Here is a 22,166-nt window from a genome sequence, read left to right as displayed (position 1 = left end):
GCTAGGAACGAAGTTGGATTCAGCATCATCGCAGGAATGGCAATCACCTTATATCGATCTCAATTACTCGTCGTTGCCAACCGTTCGGCAGTTGAAGCTGGCACTGGCGCAGCCAGCGGTCGCCGGTCAACTGCCCGCAAGCGATGCTCGCCAAGAAAAACTTTCACACCAAACCTACGGCGATCGGCTCGACAGTGCCATCGCCGGACAAAATGGCAGCGCCACCACCAGCCTTGAAAGCGGCGTAGATGCCTGGGTGACCCTAGAACCGGTTAACGACGCCGTCCATGAATTCAACGACGACGGTATCGCGGTTTCTATCGTCAATCGTGAAACCCTGGCGTATCTTGGTTTTCCTCAAAGGCTTGAACGACAGGCTTTGGCCGCTGTGCTGGTCGAGCGTGACGAAGCTGAACTGGTGAACCCGGCGCTTGAAATTTTGAAGAGCGGGGGAGTAGTCCGGCGCTTGTCATAGCCCCAGGTTGGACAGTTGGCCAAGCTGGCATACATACTCAGATTTTCGCTTACTTAACGAAGCTTGCCTAGCCACCCTGGGAACACCATGATCACCCACGCCCTCGACAAACTTGGCGGATGGAGTGAGATTTTCAACTCACTAGTCCAGCTAGAAGGCTTGAGCTTTGCTCAAAGCGCAGCGGCCATGGCTGAAATTTTGAGTGGAAACGCTTCGGACGCTCGCATTGCGGGCTTTATCGTTGCCCTGCGCATTAAAGGCGAAACCGTAGAGGAAGTGAACGGCATGGTCGATGCCATGCTTGCAGCTTCCGAGCTACTTGAGCTTGGCGTTGACGCTGTGGACTTGGTTGGTACCGGTGGTTCCCCAGCTCGGCGTTTAGGGGCCTTGAACGTTTCAACCATGGCGTCATTTGTGGTTTCCGGCGCCGGAGTTCCGGTTTGTAAACACGGAAATCGTCGTGCTTCGTCAACCTCGGGTTCATTCGACCTCTTAGAGGCCTTGGGGGTAGAGATAGAACTTTCGGGCGAGTCGGTGGCGCGCTGTGTGAAAGAAGTTGGTATCGGATTCGCATTTGCCCGTTCTTTCCATCCCGCCATGCGATTCGCGGGTCCGGTACGTGCTGACCTTGGCATTCCCACCGTTTTCAACGTGTTAGGACCGCTGTCGCATCCTTCTAAGATCGATCGTCAAGTGATCGGGGTTGGTGACCCGCGTTCCATTGAACTTACGGCCGGGGTCTTGGCATCACGCCGCCTGCCTCGCTCTTTGGTGGTGCACGGCTCGGATGGCTTAGATGAAATCACCCTTACTGGTCCTACGACCGTTTACGAGATTCGAGAGGGCGAGCTTTCAAAATGGCAGCTTGACCCGACTGAATATGGCTTCGCGTTACGTCGTGGCGATGAGCTGCGTGGCGGAGACCCCCTGGACAACGCCGAGATCGCGAAACGTGTTTTTGCGGGCGAAGCAAGTGCTGCTCGAGACATTGTGGTTTTGAATGCCGCCGCCGGTTTATACGTGGGTGGTGCTGTTGATTCCATCGAAGAAGGAGTCGGTCTGGCGCAAGCATCGATTGACGATGGCAAAGCTGCGGAAACCCTAGAGCGACTTGTAGAGCTAACCTTGGAACTGTCACAAGCCGAAGCAAGCCAGGTTTGAGGCGACTTTAAAGCTCTTGAAGTGCGTGGATGACGGCTTCGGCTCTATGAAACTTTAAGCGGTGAATCCTTAAACGGTGAAACGTCAAGCAGTAGTACCCGAAACACAAGCCGTTATCGATCGGGCTCGAATGGCCGGCCTCGACGTGGCTGGAGTCGCACCAGCCACGGCCTTTGTGCACACCCGTCAACATCTAGAGGATCGCAAAGCCTCGGGCTTGAACGCTTCGATGGAGTTCACTTATCGCCGGCCAGAGCGTTCCACTGACCCCCGGTTTACCCTGCCAAGTGCCGAAGCCCTGGTGGTTGGGGCCTTGGGCTACAACCGAGGTTCACCTGAGCCTGCTACCGAAGGACTAGCAGCCCGCATTGCGCGCTATTCGTGGAGTGACCATTACGAGATTCTGCGGGACGCCTTACGTGAGGTGGCCACCTGGTTGAAATCCGAAGGCTGGAAAGCTGTGGTAGTGGCCGACGATAACGCGTTGGTTGATCGTGAAGCCGCTTATCAGGCTGGCCTGGGCTGGTATGGCAAAAACGCCAACCTGCTCTTACCAGGCCAGGGTTCTTGGTTCGTCTTGGGTTCCATCATCACCAATGCTCCGCTAGAACCAACTGGTCCGCCGATGCAAAACGCTTGCGGTAGCTGTGTGCGTTGTATTGACGCCTGTCCAACCTCAGCCATTGTGGCACCTGGGGTTGTTGACGCCCGACGGTGCTTGGCTTGGCTGATTCAAGCTCCGGGAGTTTTTCCGCTGGAACACCGGGTGGCACTAGCGGACCGAATTTATGGTTGCGATGATTGTCAAGAAGTCTGTCCGCCAAACCGCACCGCGGAACGAAAGGGCAAAGGCCAGGCCAACGAGGTAGTGCGAGGGCAAATTGCCACACCCTGGGCTGATTTGTTGCACCTGTTGGCGCTCGATGATGAAACCTTATTGGCAACCTATGGTCGGTGGTACATCAACAGCCGTAACCCGGCTTATCTACGGCGAAATGCGCTGGTGGCCTTAGGCAACGTGGCCTCGCCCCATGACACTCAAGTACAAGAAGCCTTGGAACAGGCGGCATCACATCCCGATTCGCTGGTGGCGGCCCACGCAGTTTGGGCGGCGAAACGCTTGGGTCTCTTAGAGCGAATTAGACACTTATTGCCCTGCTCAGATGAGCTAGTGAGAAGTGAACTAAGCTACGACGTCGCGATCCGAGATGACCTGATTTGAGACACCTCCTCGTCACCAACGATTTTCCGCCCAAATTGGGTGGTATTCAAAGCTATTTGTGGGAACTGTGGCGACGGCTACCGCCGGAGTCGTTCGTCGTTTTCACCACCCCCTATGCCAAGGCTGATGAGTGGGACCGTCAAGTGGCATTTCGAGTGGTGCGGTCCCGCCAAATGGTCTTGTTGCCAACGCCAGCACTAATAAAGCAGGTAAACCACCTGGTTAAGGAATACCAGGTTGACCTGGTAATACTAGATCCGGCGCTGCCGGTGGGGGCCATCGGGCCATTTCTAGACGTTCCCTATGGGCTTGTTCTGCACGGAGCCGAAGTGACCGTACCAGGCCGGCTTCCCGCCTCGCGTGCGCTTTTGGGCCGAACCTTGCGGGGCGCGAATCGCATTATCGCAGCCGGTGGTTATCCCGCCGCGGAAGCCGAGTTAGCTGCCGGTACAAAATTGCCAATCACAATCGTGCCGCCGGGGGTTGACACCCAACGCTTTGTGCCCCTTAGCGAAGCCGAGCGGACGGCTGCCCGTGCGGCGTTCGATTTCACCGCCGACGATTTTGTTGTCTTGGGCTTAAGCCGTTTGGTGCCCCGAAAAGGTTTCGATATTTTGATCGAAGCGGCTGCAAGGCTTCGTCTAGCGTATCCGCAGCTAGTAGTAGCCATTGGCGGTTCCGGTCGGGACCGTGACCGCCTCGAGCGTTTGGCCCGTTCCAGCGGTGCCCGCACCCGGTTCTTGGGTCGGGTACCCGACGACCACATGCCCGGGCTTTACGGCAGCGCCGATTTGTTTGTGATGATGTGTCGCGGTGACCGTTGGGCCGGTTTGGAACAAGAGGGTTTCGGCATTGTGTTCTTGGAAGCTGCTGCCAGCGGTGTGGCCCAGATTGCGGGCCGAAGTGGGGGCGCGCACGAAGCAGTAGCCAACGAGATGAGCGGTCTGGTGATTGATGATCCCCGCGATGTTGACGGCTTGGCCCAGGCTATCACGACCTTGATCGAAGATTCTGAGAAACGTTTGGCCATGGGGAGCTTGGCCCGAGAGCGAGCAGAAACCGAATTTACTTATGATTTATTAGCGGGTCGTCTAGCGTTGGCTCTTGAGATAGACCAAGAAGAAGAGCCAGCGGAAACGGAGCTGCCTAATGGCTAAAAAACGCCCCCCTCGCCATGGTGTAACTCGGGGCTCTAGCTCTGCTCCCACTAATTCTGGCTCTGATCCCTCCGACGCTGCAGCGAGTGAGCGGCCTGCGAAGCTTCCCGACCGAGAACGTCCGGTTGGTCGCCAAGCTTCCCGACCTAAGAACCCCGGAAAACAAAATCTCGGCGAAGGTTTGGCCAAATCATTTAAAGACCAGGGCAAAGAGCTAGTTTGGGCCACCTGGGCGGGAACCGCCCTGTTGGTAGTGGTCTCGGTGTTGGGTTTGGTGGCGATCGACGCTTTTGCTCCGGTAGTGGTCGGCGTTTCGGGTGTCATGTTCTTGGCGGGTTCAGCGCTATTTTTTGTGGCTTATGCGAAAGCTATTGGACGAAGCCGTTTCGAGTTGATTGGCATCGGGGGGTTGTATTTTCTCTCTGGTAATACCGCTCCAAAACATATCCGAACTTCGATGATGTGGTCGTTTGGTCTCGAAGTGGCCCTAGTAATTGGGCTGATTGTGGCGAAGCCGTTTAGCTCAATGGTCTTCACCGCTCTAGCGCCGGTTTATCCGATTGGCTTGGCGGGTATGTGGGCGGCCTTATACGGCCAGTTTCCAGCGCGCCCGGCCAAATAGCTGCGCCAACACGTATCTGCAGCTGGCGACAAGTACACTGGCGACTGGCGCAACTTCGCCCAATCAATCTCATAGCCAGCCCCTACAAGCTGCCCTACAATTAAGACCCAAGGAGGCGTCGGTCGATGTCAGAGCAGGCAACCGAGCGTACGACAATAAATGCAGGTGCACTGCGGTGCTATGAAGTAGCAGCCGACATCGAACGCTATCCGGAATGGGCTGAAGATATTAAGGAGGCTCAGGTTCTCTCGCGTGACGACGAAAATCGGCCCCTTGAAGTGGCGTTTCGCACGGCGGCGATGGGTCGAAGCACCAATTACACTTTGAAATATGATTACGCTCAGGCCCCAAAACAGCTTTCCTGGTCGCTAGTTGAGGGCGATTTGACCGAGCGTCTCGACGGTACCTATACCTTTAACGACCGCGACACCACACCGGAAACCACCGAGGTTACTTACACCCTTGAAGTGGGTTTGGTGGTGCCGCTGCCGGGCTTCGTCAAGCGTCGCGCTGAAGCCAAAATCCTTCGCACGGCTTTGCCTGAGCTCAAGGCGCGAGTCGAGGCGTTGGATAGTTGAACCTTCAGCAGACTCTCTAAATCTGACAGGATTCTGAGACACGAAATGCGAGTTATCGCTTTAAGAATTGGTGATCAACAAGTTGACTTGCACCCTGGGGTGACGGTCTTAACCGGTCTGGTACCAGCTCAACAAAACTATGTGGTGGCTTCGCTGGCTCGAATGTTGAATGGCGATGGTAAGGCCGTGGAAGGGCAATTTGAATGCCATCAACTAATTGGCGATATTACCCCGGAAAACGTTGATGCTTTGGCGCTGCCTAGCGGTTTGGCAGTTGTGGTACGAGCCGAAGAGCTACCCGGGTCGTCCTTGGGTCAGTACGAACCGGCCTTTGAAGTTCGCATTAATGAGCTAAGAGCTGCTCTCGATGCTGCCTATCACGAATCTAGCGAGCTTGACCTGCGCGGCGACCAGGCGCGACAACTCACCCAATCAGCCAGCGCCGAGTTAGAGGCGGCTTTGGCTCAACTCGATACCGCAGCTCCAGCAAATATGGCCGAAGCTCAGGCTCGTCTTGAAGCCTTGATGACCGAGCGGGAACGCCAAGCCAGAGCTCAGGCAGGAGTGTCGACTACCAATGTCGATGAGGTTGAATCAGCCTTGGAAAAATTGGTGGAGCGGGTCGAGGCACTCAATGTAACGCTAGAACACGATCGTCTAGCGCTGTTGGAACAGTTTGAATCGTTGGAAGATAAGCAGCGATTGCTCGACGACTTGTTACTGCCCGACTTGTCATTGGACGACTTATCACTACCGTTAGACACCTCTGATTCCAATTCGAGCAAAGACGAGACTCAAAGCGCAGAGCTTGTGGAAACGGTCAAGTCCGACCTCGAACCACCCACGGCGTCTGAGCTTGATCAAAATCATGAGCCAGAAGAAATCACGGCGTGGTTAGGTACCGGTGTACTTAACGATGGTGCCGTAGTCGCGGGTCGATTCACTGAAGAAGAACTTGAAGAACTGGAAGGTTTGGTCGATGCGGCCGAAGGCTACGCACCCAGCGTTGATATGGTGCCGAACCCCGAGGCAGCGGCTTTAGCCGATCGATGGGATCATCTGGAGCGGGCCCAGGCCAAGCTAAGAGTGGAGCTCAAGTCGCAGGGGCTAGACCTGGGTGACCTTGAAGCCCAAATAGCCGACGCCCAGACCCGAATTGAAGCGATTGATAAGCAGACCAGGCGAACGCAGGTGCCGCCCGAGTTGGAAGCCGAAATTGAGCGGCTGTATGAAGCAATCGACGATACGCAGGGTCGGCGGTTTGGCCGTAGATCAAAGCGGAATAGCCAGCAAGCTAGGGAAGAGCTCGACGCGGCGTTAGCGCAAGCCGGTTTTCCCACCTACGCCGCCTATGTGATGGGACGGGTAGCACCAACGATTAACCATGCGGCCTTAGAGCGGTTGGCCGCAGCGCAAGAGCAGCTGGAAAAACTGCAGAGCGAGCGCGATGAAATTGCTGCTCAACTTGAACAGGATCAAAGAGTACAGGCCTTGCGAGCCGATCACGCCGAGATTCGAAGAGCCGCATGTGAACTGTTGTCCGAGCCTGAAGTTGACCATGCCATCGCCACTGACAGCCTGACCGCAACCTTGCGGGCACTGCTAATAGAGAATCCACTGGCAGCCAAAGAGCCCAACCCGGTCGATGTGCTGAAGCAGCGTTTGGTGGAGCTGAACGTAGATTTCGACACTGAATCGCCTGAGACCAAGACATTGCTTTTGGCTGCGAACCAAGCCATCAACGCGGCACGGATGGAGAAGTTGGCTTCGCTTGCCAAGAAGTCTCCAGCCCAAGAGCCATCGGCTGTCAAGTCCCCAGCCCAAGAGCCTCCGCCTAAAGAGCCTCTGGCCAGACAATCATCGGCCAAGAACGCACCAGAATTAATAGTGAAGAACCCACAAGTCGCTGCGCTACAAGCTGAAATTGATCAGCTACAAAACGAGATCATTGTGGCCGACGCCGACTTAGTGGCTAATGAAGAGCTCCAAGATGAACTGCTCGAAGAGATTGCGAAGGCGGAAGCCGAACTCGATGAGCTTCGCCAAAACGGTGATCCGGCGGCCGGTCTGGTGGTGAAATTGTGGGACGATGACGTGGCGGTGCAACAGGCTATGAACGAGCTAAGTCGTGCCAAGGCTCGGCTTGAGACTCACGAAGCAGCCAAAGCCAACATGCAAGAGGCCGAAGACCGACTGCAACAAGCTCGTCGGGCTGAAAGTATGAACCTTACGGTGAAGCGAAGTGCCGATGAGAAGCGACAGCGCCTAGAGCGTGAGCTCGACGAGGTTTTAGAACGGGCACCTCTGCCGACAGTGGTGTGGCACAACGACGGCAATCTGCCTGGTGAAATTGAGTGGTATTTGTTGGGCAAGGTTTCAGCGCTGCGCAAAGCCTCTTTCGTCGGGTCGATTCCTCTAGTAATAAACGATGCTTTTCGAGGCCTTGATAAAGCAACTGTTGATCAGCTCGGAGCTGCGTTGAACAAGGTCAGCGATACCTCACAGGTGATTTATGTTGGTAACTCACCTGAGGTTGTGGCGTGGGCGGCGGCACAACCCATCGAGTCGGCTGCTCTAGTCGAAGTGTAAATACAAAAGCACATGTCCCAAGAAGCGGTTAAGTCAGCCGAAGCGCGGAAGCCACAAACAAACGGGTTAACAACAATTGGCCTCGACTTGGGTGGTACCAAGATTTTGGCCTTGGCTGTGGAATTGCCATCCGGAGAAATCGTGGCACGGCGGAAAGTGGCGACGCCGCGCCACGCTGCTGCCACTGTCGAGACTCTCTATGAGGCCGCCATGGTGGTGGCCACCGACCTTGGGTACCTGCCCAATGCGGTCGGCGTCGGGGCCGCGGGTTTGATCGATATTGACGGTTTCATCCGAACCAGTCCCAACCTTCCCGATATCGACAACCTGTCTCTGCGTGAACCGTTCGCGGCGCGCCTGGGCGTGCCAGTAGCACTCGAAAACGACGCTACGGCCGCAGCTGTTGCCGAAGCCCGTCTAGGAGCGGCTAAAGATAGCCGAAACAGTTTGTATGTAGCGTTTGGAACTGGGATCGGTGGTGGCCTAGTGATAAACGGCCAGGTTTATCGCGGTGCCCACGGTTTTGCGGCCGAAGTGGGTCACATGGTCATTGACCCCAACGGACCGGTCTGCGGTTGCGGGCAAAAAGGCTGTTGGGAGCAGCTTGCGTCTGGCAATGCCCTTGGACGCTTGGGCCAACAAGCGTTTCTCGAGGGTCGTCTGAAACTTGCTGGCGGAAGTGACCGGCTGACGAACGCTGAGGTCACCGGCGAACTAGTGGGCCGCGAAGCTTTGGCAGGCAACACCACCGCCCTCGGACTGCTAGACATCTTCAGCGCCGAGATTGCTCGTGGCTTGGCTAATCTCACCAATGTCTTTGACCCCGAAATCATTGTGGTCGGCGGGGGAGTGATGGAACTTGGAGAGATCTTGCTATCGCCAGTCCGAAACCATTTCCAGAATCTTCCCATGGGGGCGCAGCATCGACCCCGGGTGCCGATCATGCACGCCCATTTTGGTGAAGACGCCGGTGCTATTGGGGCGGCGTTGTTGGCTGCGGAGTTGTGCGAACTCGCCTGAGCGCATCTAACCAAATCTGATGGGCAGCGTTGGCTGAAGCTTGAGACTGGACTGGGAGTGCCGTGAAGTCGTTTTCGGCTAATGCGCTCAATTGGGCCAAGGAATCCCAAACTCCTTCGGCAAGCCCGGCCAGGAACACTGCGCCACGAACCGTAGTTTCGGTGTGGGTAGCTCGGGTGACCGAAACTCGCAGTTGGTCGGCTTGCATTTGGATCAGGGTGTTCATCACCGAAGCACCACCATCAACCCGAAGCTCATGTATTGGCATTCCAGTAGCCAAGGTCATGGCATCCACCACGTCGCGAGTTTGAAAGACCATCGATTCGATGGTGGCACGAGCTAGTTGTGCTTTGGAAGTACCTCTGGTTAAGCCAAAGAGCGCGCCTCTAGCATCAGGGTCCCACCATGGGCTACCAAGGCCTGCAAAGGCTGGCACTAGCACCACGCCATGGGTGTGTTCACACTTCAAGGCCAGCGACTCTAGCTCTTCGGCTGAATCAATAATTTCTAAACCATCGCGGAGCCATTGCACGGCGGCACCGGTTGCAAAAATAGAGCCTTCTAGGGCGTAGCTAGTTGTGATGCGCCCCTCGCTTTGGAGCAACGACCAGGCCACCGTAGTTAATAGCCCCTCAGCCGGTACGGGCCGCTTTTCGCCCACGTTCATCAACACGAAAGAGCCAGTGCCATAAGTATTCTTGGTGAGACCCGGATAGAAACACGCTTGACCAAATAGGGCCGCTTGTTGATCACCTGCGATACCGCTTATCGGCACCCCTGCGCCCAAGGCAGTGGTATTGGCCGTCACGCCCACTCGCTCATTGTTGGCAACTATCTTGGCCAAGGTTTCAGATGGAACTTCAAAAAGCTCGAGCAGCTCATCGTCCCAGGCCAAGCTATCGAGGTTGAAAAGCATGGTTCTAGAAGCATTAGTTACATCGGTGACATGGGTTTTGCCCGCAGTGAGGCAAAAAATGAGCCAAGAATCGATTGTGCCTACCCGAAGGTTGCGATTGGACCTAATTTGATCATCTCGAAGAAGCCATTGCAGTTTGGTAGCAGAAAAATAAGGGTCCAAAACCAGGCCAGTCTTGGTTCGAATTGTGTCCAAAAGGCCAGCTTGGCGTAGCTCAACACAAATTTGGCTAGTGCGCCGATCTTGCCAAACAATGGCTGGTGCTAAAGGACTACCAGTTTCAGAGTCCCAAACTACGATCGTCTCTCTTTGATTGGTGATCCCAATTCCAGCCACCGGCTCAACAATGTGTTGCGAGACCGACGCCAAGGTTTCTAATGTTGCGCTCCAGATTTCACGGGCGTCATGTTCCACCCAACCGGGCCTGGGAAAATATTGGGGGAACTCACGGTAGGCAGAGGCTAACATCCGGCCGTCTTCGTCAATTAGAACCGATCGCACCCCTGTGGTGCCCGCATCAATACCAACCAAGACTGCCATGCCACCCGAGCCTAGGCGGCCCGCTAGTGTGGATGAAGATTATCGAGTCTGTTCACCGGCGAAGAGGAGGAAACGTTGCGGGTTGGAATTCTTACCGGTGGCGGCGATTGCCCAGGTCTAAACGCTGTTATCCGTGCCATCGTACGCAAAGGCATTGTTCACTACGGAGACAGCATCGTAGGTTTTTACGATGGTTATCGAGGCATTCTAGAGAACGATTGGATCGAGCTAGACGTCGAGAGCTGCCGCGGAATTCTGCCTCGCGGTGGAACCATCTTGGGTACAAGTCGTATTCAACCGTATGCCTTTTCCGATGGGGTAGAACGGGTGAAGTTACGACTTTCTGAGATGGGCGTTGATGCGCTGATCGCGATTGGTGGCGATGGATCACTAGGCGCTGCTCGTGATCTACATGATGATGGGGTGAAGATTGTCGGGGTGCCCAAAACTATTGACAACGACATTTCGGCCACTGAAATGACTTTCGGGTTCGATACCGCCGTACAGATCGCGACCGATGCCATCGACCGCCTGCACAGCACCGCCGAGTCTCATCATCGCGTCATGGTGGTGGAGGTAATGGGCCGACATACCGGCCACATTGCCATCCGTTCTGGTCTGGCTGGGGGTGCGAGCCTCACCTTGATTCCTGAATATCCATTCGACATTGAAGCTGTGTGCAATTCGGTCAATCGTCGTCACCGTGAAGCCAAAAAATACGCCACAATAATCGTGGTAGCCGAAGGGGCAGTGCCCAAAGAAGGCACGCTGAAGTTACCCGATGCCGAAATCGACGAGTTTGGTCACGTACGTTTGGGCGGTATCGGCCAGCGAATTGCCGATGAGGTGCATGCTCGTACCGGTTATGAGACCAGGGTGACCATTTTGGGTCACGTGCAGCGAGGTGGCACGCCAACGTCCTTCGATCGAGTGTTGGCTTCTAGATATGGAGTGGCCGCAATTGACGCCGTACACCACGGTAAATTTGGTGAGATGGTGGCTCTTGATGCTGACCAAATTGTTTCGGTGCCGCTACACGAGGCCACTGGCAAACTGAAGCTGGTTGATACTGAGCTGTACGACGCTGCCAGCCAGTTTTTCTCGTAGCTCTTCGAACCCCTATCTACGGGTCGGGTGGAAGTTGCGGCTCGGGCATTGGTGGTAACAACTGCTCGACCACACTGGTAGTGGTGTTTGCCGAGCGACCATTGTCCGGCGGGGCAGGGCAAAAGCCTTGCGGATAGAACTGACGAAAATCGCAAGCAGTAACCGGTTCGCGGGTGTCGTTACCTTCTTCACCAGCGGGAACACTTTGCACTTTGTCGTCGATTAAGAAACGTACTTTTTGAATTTCTGAACTGAGATGGGTGGCAGTGACTACCAGCTGGGCCACCGCACGAGTCAACTCGGTGCCTTCCACCGCATAAAGCTGATTGTCGGCCAATTGGATGGAAAGCACACCGTCACTCGAAAGTTCAGTGCCCACCACCGAGACATCAGGTGGCACCGAGTTTCGCAGGTCACTTTTTGGGCCTTCTGTTAATGCGTTTAGAACCTCGGCCAGGCTCGTTGATACGGGCAGTTCACGAGGTTCTGGAATCAGCACGTCAGAACTAAAGAAATACAACTGCCAGGTGTTGGTATCACCCACCACAGTGGTGGTTGTGGTAGCGGGCTCTTGGGTTAGGTCATCGACACGATCATTTCGAAACACTCGGGCGTTGTTGTCACTTGGCAATGAGCAAGCCGAGATCATCATGGCCGCCAAAACCAAAACACTGAGTATCCAGCGGTTGGTATTGGTCATGTATCGAGCCCTTCTGGGTAGTCACTTTCGGCAATTTCGCGCACGGGAAGAACAACGACAAAGCGCGCCCCGGTCACAACCGCAGCCTCGGTGTCCAACGCAGAGTCAACATCAGCGTCAACCGCAGGTTTCACCTCATTGTCCCGCTCAGCAGGATTACTGGCGGTATTCATACGGTTCTCAACCCGAACGCGGCCACCATGCAGTCGTACGTGCTCAGACACTAAGGCTAAACCGAGACCAGAACCGCCATCGCTACCGCGTGCCCCGGCGCTCCTTCCTCGGGCGAAGCGTTCAAAGATTAGTGTCTGCTCGGCGGGGTCGACACCTGGGCCTTCATCCTCAACTATCACATCGACTTCGGCTTCATCGGGTCGGTATTGCACCACTACTGCGCTGGCACCGTTGGCATAGCGTGCTGCATTGTTCAAAAGGTTCGCTACTACCTGTGCCATACGGCGTTTGTCGATAGCCACCACTAAATCATCGCTGTTGGGAGACGAAATTACCGGTACGTGACGATGGGAGGTGTGCCTAACCGCTTGGCGCAGGAACTCACTTAACACCACTGGCTCTAGCTGAAGATCAGCAGCACCAGAATCGAAGCGTGAAATCTCTAGCAGATCGGAAACGAGTTCTTGGAAGCGCTCGACATCTTCAATTAGAAGGTCGAGAGCTGAACGCGACCGTTCAGGCAGCTCTTCACGGCGAGTATGAAGAACCTCGGCAGAAGCGGCCAGGGTCATTAGCGGCGAGCGCAGCTCATGGCTTACATCGGATGCAAAGCGAGCATCGCGTTCAACTCTTTGCTGTAGTGCCTGCGCCATCTCGTTGAACGATGACACCAATATGGCAAGATCGGGGTCATGTTCGGCTTCTAGACGGGTGTCTAGGAAGCCACCGGCAATAGCTTCGGCGGCTTCGCTGACTTCGCGTAACGGTGCCAGAGTACGGCGACTAGCCCACCAACCCACGCTTGCACCGGCAGCTGAAGCCAAGACGGTGGCCGTGGTTAGGTAAACCGCCAAACGCTCGAGCGAATGTTCCAACTCGGCCAAATCAAGAATTTCATAATATTCAGCGTCGACGGAAGGTATTGGGATACCTATCCCCAGGTAGGGAACATCATCGGCTCGAAAATGCATTTTGGCAGCTGAACCAGCGCCTACCGTTGATCGAAGAGACTCGGGCAGATCCTCAAATGGACCAACTGCAGGGTTGGAAGAGGTGGTCGGAGGTTCGGGCGAAGTGGAAACTTGTTCTCGCACCACGCTACTTAGGGCACCGGTAGGTAGCGCCGCCAGAAAGTCACGCATCTTTTCAGGGCGTGAGCCGCCGGTCAGGGTGCCTCGCACCACACGGGCGTTGCGAACAGCGGTGTTCATCTGGTCGCCTTCACGCTGTTTTAGCTGGGTTTGACGTGTAAATGCCCAAGTGGAGGTGGAAAGAGCCACCGAGATTAAAAGTGCCCCCAACCCAAAAGCCAAGGTCATTCGTGCCCGTAGCCCCAGGCGGTACCGCGGCAGAGCCGAATTCACGGTTGCAGTTTGTAACCTAACCCACGCACCGTTATCACGTGACGTGGATTTGCCGGGTCATCTTCAATTTTGGTGCGGAGTCGCCGGATATGAACATCGACTAAGCGGCCGTCACCAAAGTATCCGTAACCCCAAATTCGCTCGAGTAACACTTCACGGCTGAAGACTCGGCCCATGCTGGAAGCCAATTCAACCAAGAGGCGAAATTCAGTTTTGGTCACGTGCACCTGTTCGCCGCGTTTGGTGACCAAGCCATCATCGGGCGTGATCTCAAGATCACCAATTCGAATGTGTGGGCTGGCCGGATCGGCGGTACGTACGCGACGTAAAAGGGCTCTGATACGAGCTGATAGCTCTTTGGGTGCAAACGGTTTGGTTAAATAGTCGTCGGCACCAGCTTCAAGCCCTGCTACTACATCATGGGTGTCGGCCCTGGCTGTGACCATAACAATTGGCACATCGGAGGTTCTGCGAATCGAGCGGCACACCTCGAAACCATCGATTCCAGGCAGCATAATGTCGATCAAAACGACATCTGATGGGTTGGCCCCGAAGCGTTCAAGAGCTTCTTCACCAGTGGCAGCTTCGTCGACGATCCAGCCTTCGTCTTCTAAGGCCAGCTTTACTGCACTTCGTATTCTTTCATCGTCTTCGACGGTTAAAATTCTGGTGCCCACAGGGAAAATGCTGCCTTAGCTCCAACGTCTACAATTAATACTTGAACAGGTTAGCTCTAAAGCCATTCCTTAGTTGCTTTCATTTGAGGTCACATTCAACAATTGACGTAATGGCCCAAACAATTCCGGCGGCGCGGCAATAATATATTCGCCCTCGGGCCACTCATGATCGGAATCGAAAGTCCAGCTTCCGGCTAACCCGCCAACGCTCAAGCCAGCTTCGCTGGCAATAATCGCTCCACCTGCCATGTCCCATGGGGCTAAGCCAAACTCAAAGTAAGCGTCGACACGCCCGCACGCCGCTGAACATAGGTCTAAAGCTGCCGAACCCATTCGTCGAATATCGCGGACTTGGGGGAGTAGTGAATTAATTATGTGGGCTTGTTCTGCTCGTCGTTGTGCAGAATACGAGAAACCTGTGGCTACCAAGGCCAACTCAAGTGACGAGACTTGTGACGGCCTGGCAACTTGCCCATTCCGGTATGCACCCTCACCACGCTTCGCCGAAAAAATGTCGCCGTGGAGTGGGTCGTGAACCACCCCGACGCTTGGAACATTGTCGATTGAAATCCCTATAGAAACCGCGAAGCCCGGATGGCCATAGACGAAATTGGTGGTGCCATCGAGCGGATCGATCACCCAGTCAATGCCGGAGCTTCCCTGCACGCTGGTGCCTTCTTCTCCCAAAATTCCATCGTCGGGGCGTTTCGATAAGATGGCTTCGCGCAGGAACTCCTCAGCGGCCCGATCAACTTGGGTCACAAGGTCGGTAGCGGAACTTTTTGTCTCAATTTCAAGCCCAACCTGATGTGTTCCTGATCTTTTATGTGCTTCTAACAAAATTGCTGCGGCACCGCCAGAAGCCCACAAGGCAAGTTCTTGCAGCTCGCGATGCAAGCGCGTCCGGTCGGGGCTATTGAAGTTGTCGGTCACCGTTGGGGGTTTGATCGTGTGTCACGTTTACGTTGCAAAGCACGTTCTCGTTCTTCAAGAGTATGCCACTCGGTCATAGCCCGTAATGCCAAAACCGACACCACGGCAACTCCGGTAGCTGCACCTAAGGCCCCTACGACACCGCCGATACCAGCAGCCACGCCGCCGTCGCCGGATACCTGTAAATCGGTTACCGCGTAGCCAATAAGGCCGCCGCACAAACCCGCCACCAGGATGGCCAGGAAGGCTAGCGCCCGAGCGAACCGTGATGGCAAAGCCGCTTCCACGGTCATTTGGCTTTGGTTCTCGCCTTTGGGGCGCTCATCAATGGAACTCATTAACCACCATGCTAGGCGGAATCGCCCTAGAGTTGGCAGCGTGCGCGCCCTCATTATTTTGCCGACCTACAATGAAGTAGAAAACATTGTTGAAGTCCTCGAAGCGGCGCGTGAAAACCTGCCTCAAGCCGACATCTTGGTGGTCGATGATAACAGCCCTGACGGCACGGCTGATCTAGCCGAGGCCACCGGCCAAATCCTGCAACAAATCACGGTTATGCGGCGCAGCACGAAGGCCGGTTTAGGTTCGGCTTATCGAGCCGGATTCCGTTATGGGTTGGAAAATGGCTATGAGGTCATGTTTGAGATGGATTCCGACTTCAGTCATCCTCCAGCGGCGCTACCCGAGCTCTACGGTGCCATTGAATCTGGTGCCGACTTGGTTATTGGCTCGCGCTACGTACCAGGAGGGTCAATTCCCAACTGGTCGTTCCACCGTTTGCTGTTGTCACGTTGGGCCAATAAATACGCTTCCTGGGCATTAAAAATTCCGGTGCAAGATCTCACCGCTGGCTACCGTGCCTACCGGGCGAGCCTCCTGCGCGAAATCAACTTGGACACGATCAGTGCTGAAGGTTATGCCTTCCAGGTTGAGATGACCTACGCCGCGGTTCGTAACGGTGGAGACGTGGTGGAAGTTCCGATTGCCTTCACTGATCGTCTCCGGGGCGTATCAAAAATGTCGGGAACCATTGTTGTGGAAGCCATGCGGTTGGTCACCTGGTGGGGTATTCGTGATCGCTTTAGGGTTGGGCGGCGCACCGCTTCGCCTGAGACATGAAAGAATGGTGTTATGCGTGAATGGCTGGTAGGTGGTGCCATCATCATGAGCTCGCAAGGGCTGTTGTTGGTACACAACAAACGTCGAAACGGTCGATCTGATTGGAGCCCGCCGGGGGGAGTAATCGATGAAGGTGAGAACCTAATCGAGGGTCTCGCTCGTGAAGTCTTTGAAGAGACGGGCCTTACGGTCAATAACTGGCTGGGCCCGCTGTATAGGCTTGAGACGGTGGCGCCGGACATGGGTTGGCGAATGCGCTTTGAAGCCCACCTAGCCATTGGTTATGAAGGTGACCTCCGTATCGATGATCCCGATGGAATTGTCATTGACGCTGATTGGGTGCATGTTGAGGCTTGTAGCGCACGTTTGGCCACCAACCACCCGTGGGTTCGTGAGCCCTTAGAGGCCTGGTTGGAAGAGCGATGGGATGACGGTCGCTGGTTTAATTACCACGTACATGGCGCTCACCCTGGCGAAACTGTGGTCAAGAGAATGTGAATCGTTCGATGCCTGAGAGCCCTCGGGTCATTTTGCATGTGGACATGGACGCGTTCTACGTCTCAGTAGAGCTGCTGCGTCGGCCAGAACTCATAGGTTTACCAGTGGTGGTGGGCGGAACCGGCGCCAGGGGTGTAGTAGCGGCAGCTTCCTATGAGGCACGCAAATACGGCGTATTTTCGGCAATGCCATCGGCGCGTGCCAAGAAGCTCTGCCCTCAGGCGGTGTTTCTGGCCGGCGACCACGCTTTGTACCAGCAGGTTTCCAAACGATTGTTGGCCATCTACCGGAGCTATTCCCCTTTGGTAGAACCACTGGCGCTCGACGAGGCTTTTATCGATGTGAGCGGAGCGGAACGCTTGCACGGCAATGGTCATCAGATCGCCACCAAAATACGAGAACGTATTTTTGCTGAGGAAGGTCTTCAGGCCTCGGTTGGCGTGGCCTCATCGAAATTTGTAGCGAAGCTGGCCTCGGTGTCCGCTAAACCAAAAGTGAATCACCACCAGGTAACGCCAGGGCTTGGGGTTAAGGTGCTTGCCCCGAGTGAAGAACTTGGCTTCGTGCAGGCCCTGCCAGTTGAACGGCTGTGGGGGGTTGGACCAGCGACCTTGGCCAAACTGCGGGTATTGCACATCACGACCGTTGGTGATTTGGCGGCTGTTCCGCTAGTCCGTTTGACGGCTGCGGTTGGCCGAGGGGTGGCTGAACAGCTTAATCGACTGGCCCACGCCATCGATGACCGTGAGGTCGTTCCCGACGCCCCTGCCAAATCGGTGAGCCATGAAGAAACCTTCGCCACTGATATCCACGATTTTGATGAGCTTCGACGGGAGGTCTTGCGCCAAAGCGATGCCGTGGCAAGGCGTTTGCGCAAGAGCGATCTAGTGGGTCGGACGGTGCAGCTAAAGCTGCGCTACGGCGATTTTGAGACCTTGACCCGCTCTCAAACCATTAAAGAGGGAACTAATTCGGCTCGTGAAATAGCCCAGGTGGCCCAACAATTACTGCGTCGAATTTATCCGGAGCGTGGGGTAAGGCTTTTGGGGGTCGGTGTTTCGAATTTGTTGTCGGCCAAAGCACCGATGAATAGCCAACTGTCGTTTTTTGACGATAGTTTTGCTTTGAATCCACCTATCCTTGCGACCGGGCAACCCAATCTGGCCGACACCGACCAAGTGTTAGATGCCATTCGAGATCGTTTTGGGGAAGACGCCATAGGCTCGGCCGCAACCATCACAGATGAAGGTCTGAGGCCTATTCGAAGAGGCTCACAACAGTGGGGTCCCAATGAAAAATAGGGTTTGGCCATCTGGTGCGTTGTGAATTGATCACTCGTGTGCGAGACTGAAGCTCAGAGATGTAGGGGCAATCGTGCCTCGGGTAAAGGGAGTAACCGTGCCGCTTTCAGAAGAGGAGCAACGCATCCTCAAGCAAATTGAGGCGCAACTCTATGAGAGTGATCCTGCTTTAGCTCACGAAGTTGCTACCACCACTCTCTACACGCATGCCTTTCGCAACCTCAAAATCGCTACGGTGGCGTTTGTTGCTGGCGTAGTGGCCATGGTGCTGACCTTGTCAATTTCGTTCTGGTTCGCGTTCTTGGGCTTCCTAGTCATGCTGACCTCGGCACTGTTCTTTGAACGCAACGCCCGCAAGCTGGGCCGCGCTGGCCTAGAGCAAGTTACCGGTGCGGTGAGAAACGCTGGCGTGCGAGATTACTTTGGTAACACCAGTCAACGGATGCGGGAACGCTTCCGAGGCGAAGATAACGACCGCTAATCGCTGCGCTGCGATCACCTAAAGTCACACGCGGTGGTGAGCCCTCCGAACTACGGCGAATCATCCCCATAAAGCGCGTTAAATATTTCGGCTAATTGAGCCGAGGTCGTGCCGCGTCTAGCAAGCGCTCTGGCCAGCTTCGGCGGTGTCGTAACTCGCGAACTTCTTCATCCGAAAGTCGCTGCATAAGCGCCACATCGCTGCCTTCGGGTGCTAGCGGGGCAAAATGGGCCTCTGTCGCCAAATTGGCCAAGGCTTCTAATCGTGGCTGTGGCCTACGCTGATCACTAGCAATCCGGTTGGCAAACTCGGCATAGGTTTCTGATTGGTCGCGATGACTATCGCGGCGGGCATAGCTGCGTTCCACCCGTTGCCAGGCACGAAGAATTTTTGCTTTGGCGGTACGGTCTTGGCGGTCTTGCCACCATCGATGCAAACGCCGCACACCGCTTGTGGCGATTACCCAACCCACAACCGTCGCCAACACCATGGCCAACAATCGCAGGCCACTATTAGTCGTTGATCTTTGTGCGTCGTCGGGGGTGTTTACCGCTCCGGTTTCAAATTCGGGAAAAATGTCTTCGGGAAGAAAGAAATCATCGGAGGGCAGCGCTGGCGGTGTTTCGACCTCGGTATTGATGGCCTCGTTCTCTTCTTCGGCCACTTCAGCACTTAGCGCGGTCCAAGCTTCGCTTCCAGGAGAGTAACGTCCGGGCGTAGGTTCAAAAGGTACCCAACCGATTGACGGAAAATAGACTTCGGGCCACGCATGTGAATGTTTGCCGCGCACTATGAACTGCGTAGGGTCGGTGGGCGACTGGTCACCCTCGGTGAAGCCCACCGCTACCCGAGCTGCCAGGCCAATACTTCTTGCCATGGCAGCGTAGGAAGCTGCAAATTGTTCGCAATATCCCCGGCGGTCTTCAAAGAGAAACTGAGTTAGCGCGGTTTCGCCGGAGCCAGAGTCAATATCGATATCGTAGGCAAACTCGGTTCTGAAGAAATTCTGTAGTGCTAACGCAGCATCGTAGGGTGTGGCCGATTCTTGGGTGAGTTCGGTGGCCAGTTCGTAGATTCGAGGATCAAGTTCGGGTAGTTGCAAATAGCGTTCCGCTAAAGCGCCGGGCAGATCGGTTGGGGCGGTCCGTAAAGTTTCAGAATCGAAGGTGGGTAGTACCGAGTTCACCACGTACTCGAAGCCAGCTTCGGTGCGATGTTCTAACAGCAAAGCGGTCGAATGGTCGTCAAAAGCCACTTGGCGGTTGGCGGTGAATACGGCTACCGGTCGAGCAGCGGCGGGTAGGTAATCAGAACTGAGCGTTTCAATGCGTACCTGTTGCATAAGCTCGTCGCCGCGTTCTAGAGCCAGGTCGAAGCGTCCGTTGACACTGCGAAATCTCGAGGTTGCTTGCCAGGTTTGTCCGTCGAATTGGTCAAGTGCCATGAGCCGCCAGTACGCGCCCTGGGGTGATTCTACGGTGAAGGCAATCTCTCGAGATTGGTTTACTAGGCGACCCTGTATGTCCACTAGAGGACTGATTATTTGTCGGTCTCCCTCGGCTCCCAAGCTGGCGTTTGGTTCGTGCCAGCTCCACCAGGCGCGTTCTAAGGTGTCGGGCAGTGCGGGACCGACGACTGCGATTACTGCCAGGGTGATGGTGGCTAAGATTACGCCGCTTCGTAGCAGGGTGGAGTTAGTTTCATCGGCACTGTGGTTTACCCAACGAGTTCGTTTGACATCGAACAACGACCGGTTGTAGCCGAGGAAAAACATGGTGGCCGAGGCCACGAACATGAGGGTGAAGAAAGTGGCATTACGTCCATTTCCCAACACCGAGGTCAAGCCAAACAAGGTGACCATTGGAATGATGGCCTGTAGTGGCGTGAAGATGGTGAAGGTGCCAATTTCAGCCATCAATCCGACTACTACCACACCCACAATGGTGGCTAATACGAATCCATCGGTGGCTTCAATTGGTGCCCGCGCCTGGGTGTATTGATGTGCAGCTTGGTTCAATAGTTCGCCGAAACGATGGAAGGTGTTGGCGCTTGGTAGCCAGAACCTCATGGTTTCAGGTGCTAAAAGCCATGCGGCGGCGGTCGTAGTCCCAACCAGAACGGCCGCTATCTGGATAGATGTAGGTGCGGGGATGTTACGCCAGGTGGCCGAAACCCAGTGGGTTAAAACGGCCGTGATTATTAGGGGCCATAACCAATCTCCGCCCACGAAGATTCGGCTGAAGCTGAATATGACCGTCAAAGACATGCATAACAGCCCCATTTCTGCCAAAAAGGTGTATTGCGCGCGGGTGGTCACAATCTCACCCACCCATAATTCGACCAGAGCGGGAACGCGCTAAGGTCTGCGCCCAAAGCTGGGGAAAATTGGCACCTGGCGGCACGAGCACCATGGCAGCACCATAAGTTTTATTATCCTGCGTCGAGCCTGGTAGTTCCGGGTCTTGCGCCATCAGATAGGTAATGCTGGCGAATTGATGGGCCATGGCTTGAATCCGAGTGCGGTCGTGGCTGACAAGGCGGCTGGAAACTATAACCAAGGCACCACCGGCACCCTGAACCGAAATGGTGTTAAGAATTGTGCCCAGGTTGGTGTTCCGGCCTAATTCAACCGTAGCCAAATAATCTAAAATCGCGTTGTGCGAAACACGGTCCGAAATGAAACCCGAATCGGTGCCGTCCGTGGCGACTAGCCGTACCGGCATACCCCGTGCTTCGGCTGCGGCACAGATGGAGGCCGCGAAACCCACGGCTCGGTCGAGAGAGCTTGCGCTTTGCGATTCATTTCGAAGATCGAGAAGCACGGTTATCAGCTCTTGGCTCGGCATATCGCTTTGGCGTACGTGAAGCTCATCGAAACGGGCTGTGGAAGGCCAATGTACCCGGCGCATTTCGTCACCAATTTCGAAAGGTCGCAAGGCATAGAATTCTTCACCCCCGCTGGCTGCTGAAGAACGACCACTGCTCGTTGCTTCTAGGTTTCTACCCGTCGCCACGGGCAGTCCGGCCAATCGTTCAATCTTCGGGTAGACCACCACCTCACTAAGCACGTCGAGAGTCCGGCTGGCTTGAGTTAGGACAAAGGGATCAAGCGCCGTGACCTGAAGTGGTCCAATAACAATTCGCCCGCGCTGATGAGTCGAGAGCTGATAGGGAATAGTCAGCGACGTTCGAGGCCTGACCAGAGGTATCCCAAAGGTAATGGGGGTCGAACCTTCCATCTGATCAGTTACGCGCAAAGGTGGGGTTTTACGACGGGTGTGATTGGTAAGGGTTAATTCCACTCGACACGGTGCCCCCTGGAAAATTCTCTGTGGCGTAACGACTCGGTTGGCGTCTAAGCGCAGACGGTTCGTTAGCGCGCGCACGATCGAAAGCACCAACAAGATCAAGGTGGCGGCACCTAAAAGCATCAGTTCTAGTGCGCCCAATGCACGGCCGATTAGGAATAAAACCAATGAAGCTAGACCCAGCATCCACCCTTGGCGGGTGAGAGCGAATCGTTTGGACAACT

At 55.2% G+C, this 22,166-nt stretch carries 21 protein-coding genes; 13 read left to right on the top strand and 8 right to left on the bottom strand.

The features are described 5' to 3' along the window. Positions 1–13: 13 nt before the first annotated feature. The 8 genes from WC184_02845 to WC184_02810 all read left to right on the top strand — a co-directional run bounded on the left by WC184_02845 (position 14) and on the right by WC184_02810 (position 8,824). Positions 14–475, top strand: a complete 462-nt coding sequence (locus WC184_02845; protein ID MFA7476819.1) for a hypothetical protein — start codon at positions 14–16, stop codon at positions 473–475. Positions 476–562: 87 nt separating this feature from the next. After that, a complete protein-coding gene (gene trpD, locus WC184_02840) occupies positions 563–1,636 on the top strand; it encodes an anthranilate phosphoribosyltransferase (GenBank protein ID MFA7476818.1) in 1,074 nt (357 codons plus the stop codon). Between the two features lie 76 nt (positions 1,637–1,712). Beyond that, positions 1,713–2,858: a tRNA epoxyqueuosine(34) reductase QueG gene (gene queG / locus WC184_02835; GenBank protein ID MFA7476817.1), complete on the top strand. Its 1,146-nt coding sequence runs from the start codon at positions 1,713–1,715 to the stop codon at positions 2,856–2,858. Next, on the top strand, positions 2,855–4,015 hold the full coding sequence (locus WC184_02830; protein ID MFA7476816.1) for a glycosyltransferase family 4 protein: 1,161 nt from the start codon (positions 2,855–2,857) through the stop codon (positions 4,013–4,015). The genes queG and WC184_02830 overlap by 4 nt, the downstream gene beginning before the upstream one ends. Continuing rightward, complete coding sequence (locus WC184_02825) at positions 4,008–4,637, top strand: hypothetical protein (GenBank protein MFA7476815.1); 630 nt, start codon at positions 4,008–4,010, stop codon at positions 4,635–4,637. The genes WC184_02830 and WC184_02825 overlap by 8 nt, the downstream gene beginning before the upstream one ends. A 125-nt stretch (positions 4,638–4,762) precedes the next feature. After that, entirely contained in the window at positions 4,763–5,215 is a 453-nt protein-coding gene (locus WC184_02820) for an SRPBCC family protein (protein MFA7476814.1), read from the top strand. A gap of 45 nt (positions 5,216–5,260) precedes the next feature. Further along, positions 5,261–7,804 carry a hypothetical protein gene (locus WC184_02815; protein ID MFA7476813.1) on the top strand — a complete coding sequence of 848 codons (2,544 nt, stop codon included), beginning with the start codon at positions 5,261–5,263 and terminating at the stop codon, positions 7,802–7,804. Positions 7,805–7,816: 12 nt separating this feature from the next. Continuing rightward, positions 7,817–8,824: an ROK family protein gene (locus tag WC184_02810; GenBank protein MFA7476812.1), complete on the top strand. Its 1,008-nt coding sequence runs from the start codon at positions 7,817–7,819 to the stop codon at positions 8,822–8,824. Here the strand turns inward: WC184_02810 and glpK are convergent. Further along, positions 8,778–10,280, bottom strand: a complete 1,503-nt coding sequence (gene glpK, locus WC184_02805) for a glycerol kinase GlpK (protein ID MFA7476811.1) — start codon at positions 10,278–10,280, stop codon at positions 8,778–8,780. The two genes, WC184_02810 and glpK, sit on opposite strands and share 47 nt — an antisense overlap. A gap of 75 nt (positions 10,281–10,355) precedes the next feature. On the opposite strand from glpK, the gene WC184_02800 reads away from it, so the two are divergent. Further along, positions 10,356–11,387, top strand: coding sequence for a 6-phosphofructokinase (locus WC184_02800; GenBank protein ID MFA7476810.1), 1,032 nt, complete (start codon positions 10,356–10,358; stop codon positions 11,385–11,387). Between the two features lie 16 nt (positions 11,388–11,403). Here the strand turns inward: WC184_02800 and WC184_02795 are convergent, their stop codons facing one another. The 5 genes from WC184_02795 to WC184_02775 form a co-directional block, all read right to left on the bottom strand. Beyond that, a complete protein-coding gene (locus WC184_02795; GenBank protein MFA7476809.1) occupies positions 11,404–12,087 on the bottom strand; it encodes a GerMN domain-containing protein in 684 nt (227 codons plus the stop codon). Further along, positions 12,084–13,625, bottom strand: coding sequence for a HAMP domain-containing sensor histidine kinase (locus WC184_02790; GenBank protein ID MFA7476808.1), 1,542 nt, complete (start codon positions 13,623–13,625; stop codon positions 12,084–12,086). The genes WC184_02795 and WC184_02790 overlap by 4 nt, the downstream gene beginning before the upstream one ends. Then, entirely contained in the window at positions 13,622–14,302 is a 681-nt protein-coding gene (locus WC184_02785; protein ID MFA7476807.1) for a response regulator transcription factor, read from the bottom strand. Before WC184_02785 ends, WC184_02790 begins: the two co-directional genes overlap by 4 nt. A gap of 69 nt (positions 14,303–14,371) precedes the next feature. Beyond that, positions 14,372–15,235 carry an inositol monophosphatase family protein gene (locus tag WC184_02780; GenBank protein MFA7476806.1) on the bottom strand — a complete coding sequence of 288 codons (864 nt, stop codon included), beginning with the start codon at positions 15,233–15,235 and terminating at the stop codon, positions 14,372–14,374. After that, complete coding sequence (locus WC184_02775; protein MFA7476805.1) at positions 15,232–15,573, bottom strand: hypothetical protein; 342 nt, start codon at positions 15,571–15,573, stop codon at positions 15,232–15,234. The genes WC184_02780 and WC184_02775 overlap by 4 nt, the downstream gene beginning before the upstream one ends. Positions 15,574–15,613: 40 nt before the next feature. Between WC184_02775 and WC184_02770 the strand changes: the two genes are divergently transcribed. From WC184_02770 to WC184_02755, 4 genes are all read left to right on the top strand, one after another. Further along, positions 15,614–16,354 carry a polyprenol monophosphomannose synthase gene (locus WC184_02770; GenBank protein ID MFA7476804.1) on the top strand — a complete coding sequence of 247 codons (741 nt, stop codon included), beginning with the start codon at positions 15,614–15,616 and terminating at the stop codon, positions 16,352–16,354. A 12-nt stretch (positions 16,355–16,366) separates the two neighbouring features. Beyond that, positions 16,367–16,852: an NUDIX domain-containing protein gene (locus WC184_02765; protein MFA7476803.1), complete on the top strand. Its 486-nt coding sequence runs from the start codon at positions 16,367–16,369 to the stop codon at positions 16,850–16,852. A gap of 8 nt (positions 16,853–16,860) precedes the next feature. Then, positions 16,861–18,153 (top strand): DNA polymerase IV, encoded by a 1,293-nt coding sequence (locus tag WC184_02760; protein MFA7476802.1) that lies wholly within the window; start codon positions 16,861–16,863, stop codon positions 18,151–18,153. A 73-nt stretch (positions 18,154–18,226) separates the two neighbouring features. After that, the gene (locus WC184_02755) at positions 18,227–18,634 is read left to right on the top strand and encodes a DUF3040 domain-containing protein (GenBank protein MFA7476801.1); all 408 of its coding nucleotides are present in this window, start codon (positions 18,227–18,229) and stop codon (positions 18,632–18,634) included. 91 nt (positions 18,635–18,725) lie between these two features. Here the strand turns inward: WC184_02755 and WC184_02750 are convergent, their stop codons facing one another. Both WC184_02750 and WC184_02745 read right to left on the bottom strand, forming a co-directional pair. Further along, positions 18,726–20,951 carry a DUF3488 and transglutaminase-like domain-containing protein gene (locus tag WC184_02750; protein ID MFA7476800.1) on the bottom strand — a complete coding sequence of 742 codons (2,226 nt, stop codon included), beginning with the start codon at positions 20,949–20,951 and terminating at the stop codon, positions 18,726–18,728. Positions 20,952–20,955: 4 nt separating this feature from the next. Continuing rightward, the gene (locus WC184_02745) at positions 20,956–22,164 is read right to left on the bottom strand and encodes a DUF58 domain-containing protein (protein MFA7476799.1); all 1,209 of its coding nucleotides are present in this window, start codon (positions 22,162–22,164) and stop codon (positions 20,956–20,958) included. Between the last annotated feature and the right edge of the window lie 2 nt (positions 22,165–22,166).

The sequence above is a fragment of the Acidimicrobiia bacterium genome, from assembly GCA_041676705.1.
In the GTDB taxonomy this organism is placed as follows: domain Bacteria; phylum Actinomycetota; class Acidimicrobiia; order Acidimicrobiales; family SKKL01; genus Actinomarinicola.
Note: the sequence above shows the minus strand (reverse complement) of the source record. Positions and strands in the feature narration are given on the sequence as shown.